This window comes from Pseudoalteromonas sp. McH1-42, from assembly GCF_022347845.1.
Taxonomy (GTDB): Bacteria; Pseudomonadota; Gammaproteobacteria; order Enterobacterales; family Alteromonadaceae; genus Pseudoalteromonas; species Pseudoalteromonas rubra_D.
In genome coordinates, this window is sequence record NZ_JAKRFU010000001.1 from 344,446 (window position 1) to 361,793 (window position 17,348).

Genomic DNA, 17,348 nt, shown 5'->3' on the forward strand with positions numbered 1-17,348 from the left:
AAAGGCGCAACATTAAGGATGTTGCGCCAAAGCCTCATAGGAAAGGTGAGGAAGGGAATCAATCGACTGCTGTGATCACAGTATCAATCAGGTGCACCACACCATTTGCAGTGTAAATATCAACCTGGGTGATATTACTACCTTCTACCTGCAGACCAGACGTCGGCAAGCTCACTTGCCACCATTTGCCACCAACACCCTGACCTGTTGCATCACCAGGGTTGACGTCTTGTGCGAACATATACAATGGGCGGCCAAGATAGGCAGCTTGCATGCTTCCATCCTGTCTGGCGATAAGTGACAAGCCCGGAATATTTGCAACCTGTTCCTGTGTCGCAGTCACAGGTGGCCAGTTAGTCGCACACGCATCAACACATTGGCTGTTAGCAAAAGTCAGGTCATCGTCGAATACATACAGCGTTTTACCTGCCATGGCTGCACCATTGCCAGATACCAGCCTTTGGTTGGTTGCATCATAAGCTACCATGTCGTTTTCAGTGTTCGCCGTCGACACGAAATCAACCACTTTCAAGTCCAACATATTGGTAGCCAGTGTTTCAACCTGCTTACCGTTCAGGCTATAAGCCAGTGAAGACGATGCTTCCAGCGGTAATACATGCTGAGTCAGCACTTGTGTTAAACCTGCCTGGTTGGCCAACAAGGCAGTCAGATCTGCCGCCGGGATTTTCTGGAATGCGCGATTAGTCGGCGCAAAAACGGTGAACTGCTTAGTGGTATCGGATAGCGCTTCAACCAGATTTGCCGTCTGAAGTGCCGTGACTAAAGTTGACAGGTCATCCGTTTCAACCGCGACATCCACGATGGTTTTTTCGCTAGCCATTTTATCCATAGGTGGCATGATCACTTTGTCGAGCACATGGATCACGCCATTATCTGCTTTTACATTAGCAGTGCGAATAACGGCATCATCAATAAACAGCATGCTATCGACTATACTCAAAGCGCTTTTGTCAGCATTTGCCATAGCCACCATATTATCTGCAGATGAGGCAATACCAGCTGCCGCATCTGACATCACACTCTGCCCTGCCACAACATGATAAAGAAGAATGTCTTTTAGCTTGTCGGTGTCTGCGGCTAGCGCATCAAGCGTTTCCTGACCCAAAGCCGCGAAAGCAGCATCAGTAGGCGCAAAAACGGTAAACTTAGTAGTCGGGTCACCCAATGTTGTATCCAAACCCGTCGCAGTAACCAGGCTTAACAAAGTATTAAATGAACCAGCGCCTGCTGCGACCTCAGGAATGAGCCCCAAAGATTCAGGTACGCTGATATTACCCACCACCACGGCGTCCAGTACATGAATGATGCCGTTTGAAGCCGGAATATCAGTTTGAGTTACAGTTACACCTGCAAATTTCAACATGTCTGTTGCTGCGTCGATCGCGACGCTCTGCTGGTTTTGCTCAAGCGTAGTGGCATTTTTACCGTTCAGTGACATAGCCGTCACTGAATCCACTTTGCCCGCCACAATGTGCTGCTTAAGAATGCTACCCAGCACGTCAGGGTTTGCCAGTAAGGTGTTAATGGTTGCTGTACCCAGTGCTGCAAAAGCGGCATCTGTTGGAGCAAAAACAGTCAAGTCATCGCTGCCAGTGAGTGCACTGGTCAAGCCCGCCGTTTCGACCGCTTTTAGCAGAGTCGTAAAGTTGCCTGCTTGTGTCGCCACCTGTGCAATATTTGCTGTTGATGTCGCATCACTCGGCGGCATTAAAACAGCATCAATAACGTGAATCACGCCATTATCAGTCATTATGTCGGTTTGTGTTACTGTCGCCGTGTTAATGAGCAGATTGTCGCCCGACAACGACAAGGCAAGCTTTGCACCATTAACAGTTTCAGTAGTCTGCCCGGCTAAAGTAAGCGCAGTTTCAGCTTTCACTTCTGACGCAAGGACATGATAGGTGAGTATTTTGCTCAGGGTATCAGGGTCTGCGAGCAGACCGTTGATGGCCTCTTCTCCTAATACAGCAAACGCGGCATCAGTAGGAGCGAATACAGTAAAAGTATTTGCGGTGTTGTCTAACGTAGCCGTCAGGCCTGCAGCGTCAATAGCCGCTACCAGTGTGTTAAAGCTGCCAGCAGCCTTTGCAGCATCATAAACAGAGTTCTCTTCTGGTGGTGTGACGACAACTTCGTTATCATCGTCGGAACAAGCCGCGAGCAAGGCCAGGGTACTTATAAACATTATTTTTATCAGTGCTTTCACGTTCTTCTCCATCAAGGTGGTCAACATTCGAGCAATACGCACCCTTGTGAAACAAAGATCAAGAAAATTTAAAAAACTTTAAACATGTCGTTTTAAGTTTCGAACAAAGGTTGTGCAACCGGCCGATAAAACACGCAAATGCCGTTCATTTAAATTGCGGCGTCAGGGTAAAAATAAACCAACATTAATAGAATGACAGGCCCAATACAGTGCCAGTTGTTGCAACTAACGAGCACTGTAATTAAGGTGTAATAGCGTAGCAATTAACATAAAAATAAACTTAAGGACATCAGTAGTAAATATATTAATAGCAATACTGTCATTAGTAATGATGCACAAGCCAAAGGAGATAACTATGAACACTTCCAGCCACGGAAGAATTGCAGTAAACAAAACAACTCTGCGTTTGCTGAGAAAAAAAAGCACTTAGCCGGGAGAAACTCGCTCAAGAGTGCAATAACGTTTCAGTTTCCACAATAAAGCGCGCGGAAGCAGGAAAGCAAGTACTATGTCGTACCATACAGAACCTCGCCAATTACTTTCAGGTAAGTATCGATACACTTATCGGTGATAATGATGCACCTCCCTGGCTCTATCGTCATTTGATAAAAGATATGCCTAACCCCTGCTACGGAAGAGAATGGGAGCTAAACCACCTTCATTGCATACTTAACTATGCACTCGACAACTCGGCATTTAAAATCGTCTATTTACAAGGGATGACAGGCGCCGGAAAATCCAGATTGCTGGCCACTTTCGCATCACAATTGGCCTCAGCAGGTAAACGGTGCCTTGCTTTTTCCTGTACAGCTCCTAACGATAGTAGCGCACCCACTTTCTCGATTCCTTGTTTTATTAAAGCACTCATGTCTGTCACTGAATTGGCATCGAGTCGTGACATTCGTCTGAAAATAGACCTGATAGCCAGCAATGTGCTTTGTGCATTACGCCTGCGTCAGCGGTTAGACAGCAATTTGAATCAAGGCGAAACGGATACACTCTCCATGCTCTCTGAGTCCCGACTTAAGTGGTTAGATAAACAAATTGCTCAAAGCCTGATTACCTATGCCAACCACAAAGGTGTTGTTGCGATTATAATTGACGACGCACATAATTTATCGACCAACGCACTTGAGTTCATTCGCCTGTTTACGTCGTGTAACACACCACATGCAGTCACTTTCATTATTGCATCCCAGCAAAAACATGCTTTTATTTATCCGCCAAAGTGGCTGGATCATGCTCACATAATCATTCTTAGACCATTAGACCCAGATGCCATGGCTCAATTAGCAACCCACATATTACGCTGTCAGGGCAGGGAGCCCCAAAAACACAGAGAGCAAACTGCCGACGCGATAAAACGTGCGCAAGGTAACCCCTATTTTCTGAAGCAGCTGTTGTCAGACTCAGATCCGCTCAACGCACTCCCAAATGCATTACAACAGTTTGCCCGCACCTGTTTAAACGCAATGCCTTGCGAAGTAGCCAGAACACTCAAATTTGCAGCTAGCCTGGGACAGAGCTTCACCACGCACCAGTTGCAACAGTTCAACGACAATGAGCAGATCCGTGCACCGCTCTGTGTATTGCACAAAATGCTCTGTAGCGGACTAATCAAACAAAGTGATGAGCACTTTTATTTTATACACCCACTTATTCAGGAAGCACTCAAAAGCCAGACGAAGAGTACTGATTTCAGTTGGTACACCTACCCCAGGCATCCTCAACCCGATAGACGTCCCAATAAAGTGACCAGTAACTGACCCAAAATCGGTTCACATAAAAAACTACATTTTCCTTGACGACACGACAAGCCATCCAGCCTTCGCTGGATGGCTTGTTTATGCAGAACCTGAAAACAAGGAAATATCATGTCCACAGTTTCAAAGCGCTTTTTTATTACACAACCCTGGATTGGCAGTAGTGATGTACTTTTTAAATTAAAGCAGCAGATTAGCCTGCTCGCTGAAAGTAACTTACCTGTCCACATCATTGGCCAGCCAGGCAGTGGCAAACATTTAGCTGTCAGCCACTTACATTATTTAGATAAGGTTAACTCACAGCCACTTATCGTTTCTTGTGTGAACCAGTGGGCTGATAATTGCGCGATTAAAAAACTCGACTCTCTTATTGCCCAATCTCTTTCAGGCACGCTATATCTAAAGAACATAGATGCGTTAGATACCGGGCAAATAGACGCCATCAAAGACTACTGGCTTAATCTGAATACCAATGTCCAGGCACCAAGACTGATAACTTCCACTACAATTCAAAAACATCAACAAGCTTTAAAGCACACACCGCAAAACTCATTTTTATACTGGTTACATTATCATAGCCTTGAACTGAATATCCCGACACTGGCGCAACGGCGCGAAGACATACCGGCTCTGATAGCCCATTACAAAGCAACCTGCCAGCACATCGCCAAGCTGCAAATAGACGATCAGGCAATGGAATGGCTGAAACACTACAGTTGGCCAGGCAATATAAGACAACTAAAACACTGCCTGGATACACTTTCTATATTGTCTCCCCAACAGGAGAACACCAAACAAACACTGATTAAAACGTTGCCGATCATAGATGATGTACCTACTCAGTATTCAGGGACACTCTCCACATCGACACGCTCAAAAAATAATGAGTTCCTCACTTTACTTCAGTCTCTTACGGCTTGTAGAGAGCCACATGCATATCACCCCAATAATGCAGCTACAGTACAGCATCCTGTCCCTGTAAACCTGCAAAAAATAGCCGATAAATCTCACCCCGCCCTTGTCAGAGCACTGCAATATGTGGAAGAAAATTTCAAAAGGCCAGTCAATCTGAGTGAGGTTGCCAGTCATGCGTGTGTCAGCCCCTCTCACTTGTCATTTTTATTCAAGCGTTATGTAGGCCTGTCATTCAAACAAACTTTGTTAAGGCTCAGAATTAAAACAGCCATGACACTGTTACGAGAAGACCCTCTGTGCCGGGTCACTAAAGTATGCGATGATGTTGGTTTTTCCGATCTGAGTTTTTTTGTCAGAAAATTCAAATCTGTTGTGGGTGTCAGCCCGGGAGTTTATCGCGACCAGCATGCCAAACACACTAGCAGAGTCAGCCGTGGTCGTCAGACAACGACAATTTCCTGAGGCAATACGTAAAATAATACTCTATCACTTAATGCTAGCTTGCATGGCGCTCCTTCAGACAAAGAAAAAATCCAAAAACTACGTCAAGTGCAGCTCAGCTAACTTATTAGCCGGTAATAACATTACAACACTTGTAATCCTTAACGAAACAGACAACAAGTGGCTTATAGGGGAAATGCGCAGCGGTTTTAAGCTGCGCCGTATTTTGTGCCATTAGGCTAATTTGGCAGCAATACCCGCTACATGCTGCCCCTGGAACTTAGCCAGGGCGATTTCTTTATCTGAAGGTTGACGACTGCCATCAGCCCCCGCAATACATGCAGCCCCCAATGGTGAGCCGCCTCTGACTTCTGAGATATCCGTTAACTCAGCAGCTGCATAAGGTAACCCAACCACCACCATACCGTGATGGAACAAGGTCGTATGGAATGACTGTATGGTAGTTTCGTTACCGCCACCTGTACCCGTCGAAGTAAATACACTGCCCACTTTTCCAATCAGCTTGCCTGCAGCCCACAAACCACCAGTTTGGTCTAAAAAGTTTCTCATTTGCGACGCCATATTGCCAAATCGCGTGGGGGTGCCAAAAATAATGGCATCATAACCTTCGAGCTCTGCCGGTGTGGCAATCTCAGCCACCTGATCCAACTTAACCCCAGCATTTTTTGCAACCTCTTCCGGCATTAACTCAGCAACACGTTTAACGGTTACCTCAACACCATCAACTGAACCTGCCCCCTCTGCAACGGCATTTGCCATGGTTTCGATGTGGCCATAGCTTGAATAATATAAAACCAGTACTTTTGTCATCTTCATTTCTCCATGTGCTGTTGAAGGGCTCTCCAACAACCATTGTTTTAACCAACTAAACATGTTTGATTACTTCTTTCGTTAAGTATAGGCATGCATGCCTGTAGACCAATGATATGATTACATAGCTGATTAAGAACGTAATTACGTAAAAAGTGATAGGTTTGTTCTAATAAAAAGAATGTTGCAGTCGCATCCCGCCACTTATCTACAAAGCCACCTAAGTAGTCTGGGACGATATGTCAAAATAACAACCAGCGTAAACACGACCATAGTTGCACTCCCAAACCAGTATACAAGCCCCCGTGACACGCCCCAGAAAAAAATACAGACAACCAAAGCGATCAGGTTCAAACCCGTGCCACTGATACGCAATAACCACAACCGCTGCTTAGACAGGTGTACAGATGGAGCGGCAACCCGACTAAAGTTACGCTGCATTGCCACGCAGAGCAGCGCAAAACCGAGCAACAATATCATCAGTATCGAAGTGATCAGCATACTAACGGCTCCTTTTTAGCCACAGTGGAGCCTCTATGTTTTCGAGAAACGACCGTCGCCGCCAACCCAAAGCAGCCCGCAAACAACCACATACTGAGATCAAAACCGAGCATCAACCAGTCAGCGTTCAACAGACTGGTTATGACACTGTGGTGTGTGGTGAGCATATTGACCAGAGGAATAGCAAAATAAACCAGTGCTGCGCTCCAAAGCAAAGTTGACCACTGTTCCCGGCTCCGATTGATTAAACAATACAGACAGCACAGCACCCATGCTGCAAACAACACATGCATCTCCCAGGCAGCCCGGTCTGGCATATCAGGCGCAAGCAGTCGATTGCTTAAAAAATAACAGCCAATCGCAATTGGCAGACCCAGCAAAGCGCCTCTGTTTAGCCTGACAATTAAAGTAATGAGTAATGAAGGTGTAGCCTCTTTCATCACTTGCTTTTTAAGCCAGATGATCATCCCAGAGGCAATCATCGCAGCACCAAACAACCCGCAGAGGAAATACACCCAGCGCAGATAAATATCGGCAAACAGGCCTTCGTGAAGATGCTCAAGTAGATCATACACTGCAGCAGCCCGCCCTACTTTGCCAGTTGCTATCTCAACCTCAACCCGCTCTGTACGGGCGTGGTACTTGAGCAATGAGGCAAACTCAACCCCTTCACTGGTTTCAAACCAGATCTCTATGTGTTCAGTGTCAGTGCCCCTGTCAATGACACCGACAAAGTTGACCGCCTGATCGGTCACTCGCTGTTTTGCATCAGACAGTGCCGTATCTACATTTAGCTGCGCGGGCAAAATCTCAGTGGCCAGAGTGGTGTAATCCTCCAGCTGAGAAGCATCATAAAACTGACGATGCATCTGCCTGCCTTCACCATACTGACTATCAATGACCTTAGACATGGTCACCCCCATGAGCAATATAACGCCGCTGTAGGTAATCATTAAATGAAACGGCAATGGCAATACACTGAAAACATTATGAATATCTAGCCAGGAACGCAGGCCTTTAGCGCTTCGAAAAGTAAAAAACTCTGCAAAAATCTTCCTGTGAATGATCACCCCGGTCACCAAGCCAATTAACATGAACATGCCTGCCAGACTGGTCAGGATATAACCCACCAGCGGCGGCACGTAATGCAAGTTATAGTGCAGCCGGTACAGGGTTTCTCCGCCACTGGTATCGCGGATAGACGTAATGTCTCCCGTATTTGGCTCAAGCGGCTTCTCATACCACTGACGACGGACCTGTTTCTCTGGGTCGCCGGGCTGTAACCAGGAAATTTCGATGTAAGGATCACGCGAGGTAGGCAAGCTCACATACCACTGAGATGCATCATCAGCGTGTTCGCCAAGCTGTGCCATCGCCAAATCAATGGCTTGTTTGTCCGAAATATCATTGCTTGTGACAATTTCAGGCTTCATCCAGCGGTCAATCTCGTTTTCAAAGTAACCAACGCTGCCAGTCACAAAGATAAAATATAATAACCAGGCAAACACCACGCCGCTCCAGGTGTGCAGCCAGCCCATGGACTGTCGAAACCTTGCTTTCATAGGGCCTCCGATACAGAAAGTAAGTGGATTAGGCCATACAGCAAGGCTATTAGGGTCGATATCAGCAAAGTTGCACGCCATGCAGTTCTGACTGTAAATACACTGATCACAACCAATGTATAAACAACAAAACTCCACATCATACCGGCAACGATGCCATCCACTTTGTTATCCCCGGGTAATTGAGAAATGGCTATGGCGGCGAGGTTAGCAATCGCAAATCCGCCAACCAGGGCAAGTAATAGCCGCCAGCCAAGCGCAAAGGCTTGACTAGGCTTTGCTGATAAGCTCATGATATTAAAACCATAATATGAAGAAACAGACGCCATATCAGCCACAGTCTAAACGAGCACTATGGCTGAGATTATTAGAGGTTAGAACTGATAGGTCAGCGTTAAACGAATGTCACGACCGGCTTCTTTGATACCAACCACATTTTCATAGCCAGGGATATGACCATAGTCGGCGACACTGCCATGACTACGATATGATTCATCGAGCAGGTTCTGAACAGATAAGTCCACTTTTATTGCCTCAAACGGCGCATAGCTGATGTAAGCATCAAACAATTGATAACTTGGCTTGCTGATGGTTTCCAGTTCAGTGACCCAGCCCAGCTCCATAGAGCGATGGAAAACCTCGATATCATTGAGGCTGGCGACATGGTTATAATTCCAGCCCAGTTTGATCTGTTCATTCAGGCGGTAGTTAAAATTAACATTGACCGAATCGCCAACTGCATTCCCCAGCCCGCCATATTCATAGGCGGCCATATCGATACCATTGATTGTAACGGGTTTAGTCGAATCCGGGACTGCCGGATCTGGCAAGTTAAATACGGCATTATTCAGTTCAACATCATTGTTGTTGTAGCTGATAATCACATCAAAATTATCCGCCTGATATCCTGCAACCAGCTCAAATCCTTTGCTTTCTAACTCACCGATGTTTTCATAGAAAACGCCTTCTTTGCCTTTAAACTTGTCAAATACCACATCATCTATGGTACTGACATACAGTGACGCTTCCAGCATCCAGGTGCCATCGTTGTATTGCAGACCCAGTTCAGTATTTTCAACCTCTTCAGGGTTCAGGTTTTCATTGGGTGTTAACTCACCGACAGTGAAGGCATCAGCCACCTGCCTGCCACGCAGCGCTTCGGCGTAGCCCAACGACAGCTTGAGATTGTCAGCAAGCTCGTACACAAGGCCGACGTTTTTACTGATCCCATCCTGTTTTTCCGTTGAAAATGCGTTGCTGGTTGTCACTGGATTGCCATTGGCATCTTTTTCGATAACCCAGACACCATCCACTTTCACCCAGTTTGCATCAATACCGCTGTGATCGAGTTCATAACTGTCATGACGCAAGCCAAAACTCAGCAGTAAATCGTCGCGCATTTGCCAGTGATCCTGCACATAGAGCCCAGTCACTGTGCCATCTTCGTCATAAATGCCGCCAAAATCGCCATAAGACTCAGAGTCTACTTTGTCATTTTTGCGCTCGATACCATATGTCACAGTGTGCGTACCTATATCACTGGTATTGCGAATATCAAAGCCGGTCGTTTCAATCGACGCATCCCAGGTATATAACTCACGTTTAAATGATGACTCGGTCTGATAAACCGTGGTTTCTAAATTAACCAAAGCGCTGTGATACCAGGTATGGTTTAGAACCAAAGTTTCGCGCTCCCCCCAGGATGAGAACAGTGGATCGGTTTGTAGCGGTGCCCAGTTGGTTTGCTTACCAAATTTACCTTCTTCTTTGCGACGCTCAAAACTAACAACCAACTCCTGATTGTCAGTCAGTTGCGTATTAACTTTCACAAACCCTAGGGTCTGATCAGCAGCAGTCCCAGGAATTTCCTGACCATCACCATCTTCCATGTTCTCCCGGCTAACAGTGACATACGAGGCCAGCACACCTATCGAATCGGTGACTTTACCGTATAAAGATACGCTTTCTTTGTGCCCATCATTGGTAAAATAACTCGCTTTAACTGTACCGCCAAATCGTTCGCTGGCTTTGAGTAAATCATCGGCACTTTTGGTTTTAAAACGAATAGCACCGCCTACGGCGCCTGAACCTGCCGTTGCCTCACCAGCCCCCGCTTGCACTTCAACGCTACGCAGCAACTCAGGCTCTATTGCAACCCGGCCAATATGGTGGAACAAGGTACTGGTTTGCGGCGCACCATCCACCGTGACATTCACCATGGAATCTTCCAGGCCCCGGACAAAAATCTTTTGTGCAATCCCCAAGGATCCGCCGACCGTAACCGACGGAGTATGGCGAAAAACGTCTTCCAGGTCGTTCGCCTGATAATTTTCTAACACCTCTGGCGTGATCTCTGAATTGGTTGTGGCACCAACGACAGCGATCCGCTCTATTTTTTGCTCGTCAGTGTCAGCGCTAGTCTGCGCAGCATAAACGCTGGTTCCAAAACCGCTCAGAGCAACCGAACAGGCTAATAAACTTTTCTTAAACAAATGATTTTTATGTGGGGCAAATGGCATGATTTACATCTCAGTCAAACAACAAGTTAAAAGTCTAAATCGGAATTATTGTCATTTAGACTTTTCAGGCAATCACTTTTACAACTGTTACATTTGGCAAATGGGAATCATTATCGTAACCAAAAGACCACCAGTGCTGGGGTTATGTGCCGAGATACTGGCCCCCACACTCGCCAGATGGCGCTTTGCCAGCGCCAGACCCAGACCAAAACTGTCATTTTCTGCAAGACGGGCATTATCAACGCGAAAAAATGGTTCAAAGACTTTTTCAAGAAACACCTCCGGGATCCCTGGCCCCTGATCCTGAATTTGAATGCAATACAGCTCAGATTGCTGTGTCAGTGTGATCTGCACATGCTTGCCCACCGGCGTGTAACGCAGCGCATTGCGAATAACGTTTTCTACGGCAGGACACAAAGCACGGTGGCAGCTGTTTTGAACAATAGCGTTAGCGGGAGGGTCGAAAATAATACGCCTGTCGGGAAACTCGAACCTGGCATCCTCCACCAGCACATCGAGCAAGTCCACTAAGTCGACATTTTCTCTTTTTAGCACTGGTTTTTCATTTTCCAACCAGGCCAGTGTCAATGAATCTTCAACGAGCTTTCTGATCTGAGCAGACTCGCGCGCGATCCGTGCAAGATGTATCTGAGCATCATCCACATCAAAGCTCTCGACCGCAATGTCGAGACGCGTGAGCGGTGTGCGTAACTCATGAGACAGATCAGCAATGAGCTGACGCTGGCTGGCGATCAACTCGCCAATTTTGGCCGCCATCTGGTCAAAGGTGGCAGCCAGATGAGCAAACTCATCGTTACGTTTTCCTAAATATCTGCCCAGCCTGACCTTAAAGTTACCCCGGCTAAACGCCGATGTGGCACTGTCCAGCTTGCGCAGCGGAGTAATAATGTGCTGATAAAGTAGTACTGACAGCACAGCTAGCACCCCCATCGGGATCAGGACCTGAAGCAAAAACTTGGTGGTTGCCCAGTAAGTACCGGGGCGCATCCTGCTAGGTAGCTTTATCAACAAGCTGGCATTGCTGTGCTCAAAGGGTAATTCCATCACCGGATTTGCGGAAAAATAGAGATGAATCTTCCACTCTATACTTCGCCCAAAATGGTAAGTGCCGACAATGTCTTTATCTATCGGTTCGCCGGCAAGATGGATCGCCCTGAAACTGGCGACCGATGCCCAGGTCGATTCTTCCGTCATCAGTTGCGCTAACCAGGCATTCAGTGCCTGGATATTATTAGCCATATAGAGTTGTTCGGACTTGATGCGCCACTGCGTCAGCTCTGCACGATCCGCTTTTGCAATCATGCTCATGCTTTCTTCTGTTTTTAATGTCAGTGCATGTAACAGGTAGAAAAATGCCACTAGGCCCGTTGCCACAATTATGCACAACTTCCAGAGAAATGTGCGCTTCATTTAAAACAGTATCCTTGACCATGCACCGTTTGCAGCCGCTCACCATACCAGTTGGCATCATTGAGCTTTCTGCGTACCCGGCTTAAATGCATATCCAGGCTGCGATCATATGCGCCAAGCTTTTTGTTCAATACCGACAAATAAAGGTCAGCCTTAGGGACTATAGTATTTTGCTGTGACATGAGTGCCCACAGCAGTTTGAACTGGATCGGCGTAAAATCCAGCGGTTCACCATGCAGTGTTATAGACTGCGTTTGCAGTGCGAGCCTGAGACCGTCCACAGTAATTTCAGATTGAGTGATGGGTGCAGTATTACCATGACTACGCTTCAACAGGCGCTCAATTCTCAGTAATAACTCTGTCGCGTTAAACGGCTTTGCTACGTAGTCATCCGCACCATGACTGAGGCCCACAATCCTTTCTTCTTCTGCGCCTTTGGCGGAGACCATGATCACTGGCTGCTGGCTCGATTCGCGCAGTTTTTGCAGCAAAGTAACCCCATCAAGTTTAGGTAACATTTTATCCAGCAAGATCAAATGGTGCTGCTGAGTCCTTGCCACTTCAAGTCCCCGTTCCCCGTCAAAGCATTGATCTATGTGATAGCCCGCTTTACGCAATAAATCAGCCAGATAAACGCTTAGCGTATTGTCGTCTTCGATTAAGAGTATTTTTTGTACCACACACGGCCCCGATAATAAAAATGATAATCAGTTGCAGATAGGCATAATAAGGACTGACACTGTAAATGTAAATTGTACACACATGAGGAATAGTGATGTTTGCGCAACTAGCTGATAAACATAGCTGTAATAGGGTGTAATCGTACAGAAGTTAAGACTGAACCATAATAATGAGGCACTTATAACCCAGACAAGGAGTAAGCTCATGGCATTTCCTACCGCAGTAAACAGTCAGATCACAGATTCCGTCTCTCAGGTTAATACCAATGTACTAGGAGATAGTCCGGCCGTCGCGACCGGCAACTTTATGCTAGCGACAAGCCAGGCATTAGCCAATGCTGCACATCAGGCTACGCTTTCACAAAGATTCTCCAAAACGCCTGTTGCACGGGGGGTGGACATGTTGTATGGCATAGATACAGCTACGACAGCAGTAGGCACTAGCAGGATATTCAGCTAATATAACTGTGTGGTTCAGCATCAGGACCCCGGTGGAAACAACCAACGGGCCAATTCTCCTGGTCTCAGCTGAACAAGATGAGATTTGGCCGTCTCACGCGATGGCAAACAAAATTACCGAGTCGCTCGAACAGGCTCAATTCTCTCATCCATATCAACACATAGCACTACCCGGTGGCCACTACAGTTTTAACCGTGAGACCCAAAACCAGGTCAATCAGTTTCTAACCAAAACGCTGGTTAACCAGTGTCAGTAGCCGGGCTTTACAATTAGCCTTCGCACAGCTCCATATATCATAACTAATTGGCTTTTCAGGCCAGTCCGCTGAAGGAGGTTATCAGCCATTAGCGCAACCTTTCCTGTCCAAAACTCCCTTTTCATTTAAACAAGCACATAGATTCCCCCCTGCCTGTGGGGTTTACAGCTGAACAAATTAACGCTAGTTTCGTACCTAATAATGATAAAAAAGGGAAATGTGTGATGCGAAATCAGTTGCTTTTTATATGCATAAGTTTGTGTTTGACGGCCTGTGGCGGCAGTGGGGGTAACAAAGGTAATGAGAACACCCAATCTCCGGGTTCAAGCCCAGTGTCTCCGCCGGATAATAACCGCTTGCCAGACTCTCCCCAGGCGCGTCCCTATGTCACATTTAATGACGCACTGATTGATGACGTAGAACACTTTGTCACGCTGGCCCATTCAGTACAGTACTTTTATCCCTCTGAAGAAGTAAGCGCATCAGACTGGCCACTCTTTATTGCCGAAAGTATTGTCGAGTTAAGCCAGACAGAAGAAGCGGCGCGCTTAGACAAGGGCATAGAGTTACTAAGACAAATCGCGCCCTATGTCACAACACAACAAGACCACTTGCCCACACTAGAGCAACAAACCCAAGTCATGGCCTGGCAACAAAATGCGCCTTTTTCTCAGCGTTTATATGAAAGAGATCTGCGCTCAGGTAACTACGGTTCACTCAGTAATGAGTCGTACTTACCCAGCAACCGATATGCGACATTGGATTATGGCCAGCAAAGAGTTTATGTACCTTTGTACCTGCCTACACAAACTCAGTTAACGGGCGATACGTTTTCTCAGGTCGGCCGCTGGCAACTAACAGAAAACTTTGAACAGCCGGAAATATGCATGGCGACCGTCTCTGGTATGTGGGCCATGATCCAGCACTTTTGGCCTTATTTTCACCAGATTGAACTCAACTGGGCGCAAAGCCTTAAGCCGCTCTTGAATGCCTGTACTGAATCGGACCTTACGCAACGAAACACCCGCATTTATACCGAATTTACCAAGCTCAATGACAACCACCTCAATATTGCCTTACCAAACCCCGAGTTGTCCCCGTTTGGCTATTACATGCCCTTTTTCATCGCAATGGTTGAAGGGAAAGCCATTGTCACGCGCACGGAGCAAAACAATCCGTCGGATATCGAGATAGGCGATGAAATAACCTCCATTGACGGTGAACCCGTGCAGACTTATCTGCAAAACCGCGCTGCTCAATCATTTTCCAACCAGCTGCAAGGGGTTAACCGGGTTGCACGCATGCACTTTTACAAAACCTCAGCGACACCCGTTCGCTACGAGATTAAAAAGTCAGACGAGCGCGTGATCCGACAAACGGTTACCCCGCTAAAGAGGGAGAGCGCTCTCAAATTTAACGGCCTCAGATATGTGCCCCACAGCCCAGACGTGCTGGAACCTTTAGGCGACAACATTTATCGTATTAACGTATATAATGTTGAGCAACAAGCGCTTAACTCACTCAAGTCGCAGTTGGCAGATGCCAAAGCCGTTGTACTGGATATGCGCTACTACCCAACCAGTTGGCGAGGCTGGCAGGGTGTACTCAGCTGGTTTATTGAAAGGGATGCCGTTAACAACACGCTTGCCCACTACTGGCAAGGCGCCCCCAATCAAACTGACGTGCAGGTACAAACCCTGCCACAGACGATCCGCGTAGCACAGGACGCACTGAATATTCCGGCAATTGCGCTGGCCTCAAGGGAAAGCCAAAGCCAGAATGAACATGCACTTGTGTTTGCCCGCGCTGGCGGAATAAAAGTCCTGGGTGAAGCCACATCAGGGATCAACGGAGAAATCTTTAAAGCGGATTTCTTTAACTTCTCGAATGACTTGTCTCGGGATAATATTTTTGTCTTCACCAGTATGCTTGCAAACCGACTCAATGGTGACCCCTTGATCAACGCAGGCGTCGAGATTGATATATGGGTACCCAGGACGATTGAAAGCGTCAGAAAACATCAAGATAACCAACTGGCAGAAGCTGTGAAATACTTAAAAGCGCAGCTTGAATAAAGCTGCGACCGCAATAGTCTGTACGCTAAGCACTTTGACTGGGCCTGACTCCAAAAAGTCAAGGGTTACACTTTATCTACAAAAAAATGTGTACTAACCTGAGCTGGAAGAGCAGAAAATAAAAGGACTTACATTATGTTAGACATGCTGAGAAATGGAGATCTTCCGTTAGCCCCCACAGTGCTTGCGCTACAGTTTATCCTGTGTCTGGGAGTAAACTTGCTGATTGCCCATAAATATCAATACAGCAAAGCCGTTGCAGTGCTCGTTGCTTTAATCCCTTTTATCAATATCTATGCAACCTGCGTGTATATTGGCCTGGCGATATTTCATTCAAGAAAAATCAAAGGCACAGGTAACCCGGGTTAATCTCATCACTATATTAAGTAAGCTGAGGCGACTAAAACGCTTCAGCTTTTCATTTCCCTGCCTGGTGCTTTTGCCGTGTCAAATCCACCCCAGAGATTTTGCTATCAAACGAATACCCAGCATGGCGGTAAAGAGCAGCACAGAAAAGCCCAGAATATTCGAAACCGTAGTATTTGCGTATTTCCCTAGCATCCGTTTGTTGTTCATAACATACAGCAAAAAACCGGCGATAATTGGCAATAACAGGCCGTTGGCAAACTGAGCCAACAGAATGATCTCTATGGGTTTAATATTGGCCATAGATAAAACGGCACCAATCACTATCACAGTAACGCTGATCAAGCGAAAGGCCCGCATGTCTACTTCGGTGTTCAATTGCAGCAACTCGGTGACCACGTAACTGGTTGCCAGTGGTGCCGTGATAACACTGCTCAATCCCGCAGCAAACAAGCCAATGCCCAACAGGTATTTAGACAAACTGCCAAACAGCGGCTCAAACACTTTGGCCATATCAACGGCATTATTAACACTCAAACCGAGGGTAAAGATACTCGCCGCTGCCGTAGAGGTCACCAGAATGGCGATAAGCCCACCCAGACCAATGGAAATGGCAGTATCTGCACGCGCTTGTGGGATATTCTCGGGATTTGTCCAATGCGCCTTAGCTGCCGACGCATGTAAAAACAGGTTGTAAGGCACCACAGTTGTGCCTATCAGCGCTATCACTGTCAGCAAAGACCCCTCCGGTAATTGAGGGGTTGCCATGCCCTTTAGCAGCGCCGTTAAATCTGGGTCAACCAGGAAAAAGGTGACCACAAAAGCCAGTGCCATAATTGCCACCAGCGTGATCAAGATGCGCTCTATTTGTTTGTAAGTGCCGAGAATTAAAATCACGGCACCAACCGCCGTCAATGCAATAATAGAGCCACGAAAGACCCACTTGCCCGGCGTCGTGATCGCCTCAATACCCAGCGCAGCACCTACTAAATTACCCGCCTCATACGCTGCATTTCCAACACAAATGGCCACAATGATTAAGATAAACAATGGCCACTTCCAAATTGAGTCGGCCAGCGATTGATGGATCACGGCCCCCAGCCCCTGCTGTGTTACTATCCCGGCGCGGGCTGACATCTCCTGCAAAATGATGGTTGCCAGAGTTGCAAAAACCAACGCCCATAACAAAGCATAACCAAACTGAGCGCCGGCTAACGTACACGCGGTGATCGTGCCAGGACCTATAAAGGCGGCGGTCACAATCACGCCAGGCCCCAGGTTTTTAAGTTTCTTTAGCATGATTTCACTTTCCTAACAGGTA

General features: G+C 46.9%; 15 protein-coding genes. 6 read left to right on the forward strand and 9 right to left on the reverse strand.

The annotated features are described in order from the left end of the window. Positions 1 to 58: 58 nt before the first annotated feature. On the reverse strand, positions 59 to 2,227 hold the full coding sequence (locus tag MHN31_RS01205; RefSeq protein WP_239443222.1) for a fasciclin domain-containing protein: 2,169 nt from the start codon (positions 2,225 to 2,227) through the stop codon (positions 59 to 61). A gap of 614 nt (positions 2,228 to 2,841) precedes the next feature. Here MHN31_RS01205 and MHN31_RS01210 point away from each other — a divergent pair. Both MHN31_RS01210 and MHN31_RS01215 read left to right on the forward strand, forming a co-directional pair. After that, on the forward strand, positions 2,842 to 3,993 hold the full coding sequence (locus MHN31_RS01210; RefSeq protein ID WP_239443223.1) for an ATP-binding protein: 1,152 nt from the start codon (positions 2,842 to 2,844) through the stop codon (positions 3,991 to 3,993). Between the two features lie 108 nt (positions 3,994 to 4,101). Beyond that, positions 4,102 to 5,367, forward strand: coding sequence for an AraC family transcriptional regulator (locus tag MHN31_RS01215; protein WP_239443224.1), 1,266 nt, complete (start codon positions 4,102 to 4,104; stop codon positions 5,365 to 5,367). A gap of 213 nt (positions 5,368 to 5,580) precedes the next feature. On the opposite strand, the gene wrbA is transcribed toward MHN31_RS01215, so the two are convergent. The 7 genes from wrbA to MHN31_RS01250 form a co-directional block, all read right to left on the reverse strand. Continuing rightward, the gene (gene wrbA / locus MHN31_RS01220; RefSeq protein ID WP_010380774.1) at positions 5,581 to 6,177 is read right to left on the reverse strand and encodes an NAD(P)H:quinone oxidoreductase; all 597 of its coding nucleotides are present in this window, start codon (positions 6,175 to 6,177) and stop codon (positions 5,581 to 5,583) included. A gap of 204 nt (positions 6,178 to 6,381) precedes the next feature. After that, entirely contained in the window at positions 6,382 to 6,678 is a 297-nt protein-coding gene (locus tag MHN31_RS01225) for a DUF3325 domain-containing protein (RefSeq protein ID WP_239443225.1), read from the reverse strand. Beyond that, positions 6,672 to 8,240, reverse strand: coding sequence for a PepSY-associated TM helix domain-containing protein (locus tag MHN31_RS01230; RefSeq protein ID WP_239443226.1), 1,569 nt, complete (start codon positions 8,238 to 8,240; stop codon positions 6,672 to 6,674). Before MHN31_RS01230 ends, MHN31_RS01225 begins: the two co-directional genes overlap by 7 nt. Beyond that, on the reverse strand, positions 8,237 to 8,533 hold the full coding sequence (locus tag MHN31_RS01235) for a hypothetical protein (protein ID WP_239443227.1): 297 nt from the start codon (positions 8,531 to 8,533) through the stop codon (positions 8,237 to 8,239). Before MHN31_RS01235 ends, MHN31_RS01230 begins: the two co-directional genes overlap by 4 nt. A gap of 81 nt (positions 8,534 to 8,614) precedes the next feature. Beyond that, positions 8,615 to 10,759, reverse strand: a complete 2,145-nt coding sequence (locus MHN31_RS01240; RefSeq protein WP_239443228.1) for a TonB-dependent receptor — start codon at positions 10,757 to 10,759, stop codon at positions 8,615 to 8,617. An 87-nt stretch (positions 10,760 to 10,846) separates the two neighbouring features. Continuing rightward, on the reverse strand, positions 10,847 to 12,190 hold the full coding sequence (locus MHN31_RS01245; protein WP_125557314.1) for a sensor histidine kinase: 1,344 nt from the start codon (positions 12,188 to 12,190) through the stop codon (positions 10,847 to 10,849). After that, on the reverse strand, positions 12,187 to 12,870 hold the full coding sequence (locus tag MHN31_RS01250; RefSeq protein WP_125557316.1) for a response regulator transcription factor: 684 nt from the start codon (positions 12,868 to 12,870) through the stop codon (positions 12,187 to 12,189). The genes MHN31_RS01245 and MHN31_RS01250 overlap by 4 nt, the downstream gene beginning before the upstream one ends. Positions 12,871 to 13,075: 205 nt before the next feature. On the opposite strand from MHN31_RS01250, the gene MHN31_RS01255 reads away from it, so the two are divergent. From MHN31_RS01255 to MHN31_RS01270, 4 genes are all read left to right on the forward strand, one after another. After that, positions 13,076 to 13,330: a RebB family R body protein gene (locus tag MHN31_RS01255; RefSeq protein WP_239443229.1), complete on the forward strand. Its 255-nt coding sequence runs from the start codon at positions 13,076 to 13,078 to the stop codon at positions 13,328 to 13,330. A gap of 31 nt (positions 13,331 to 13,361) precedes the next feature. Further along, positions 13,362 to 13,586 (forward strand): acyl-CoA thioester hydrolase/BAAT C-terminal domain-containing protein, encoded by a 225-nt coding sequence (locus MHN31_RS01260; RefSeq protein WP_239443230.1) that lies wholly within the window; start codon positions 13,362 to 13,364, stop codon positions 13,584 to 13,586. 224 nt (positions 13,587 to 13,810) lie between these two features. Further along, entirely contained in the window at positions 13,811 to 15,661 is a 1,851-nt protein-coding gene (locus MHN31_RS01265) for a peptidase S41 (protein ID WP_239443231.1), read from the forward strand. A 135-nt stretch (positions 15,662 to 15,796) separates the two neighbouring features. Then, a complete protein-coding gene (locus MHN31_RS01270) occupies positions 15,797 to 16,030 on the forward strand; it encodes a hypothetical protein (RefSeq protein ID WP_239443232.1) in 234 nt (77 codons plus the stop codon). A gap of 78 nt (positions 16,031 to 16,108) precedes the next feature. On the opposite strand, the gene MHN31_RS01275 is transcribed toward MHN31_RS01270, so the two are convergent. Then, positions 16,109 to 17,326 carry an Nramp family divalent metal transporter gene (locus MHN31_RS01275; protein ID WP_239443233.1) on the reverse strand — a complete coding sequence of 406 codons (1,218 nt, stop codon included), beginning with the start codon at positions 17,324 to 17,326 and terminating at the stop codon, positions 16,109 to 16,111. Positions 17,327 to 17,348: the final 22 nt, after the last annotated feature.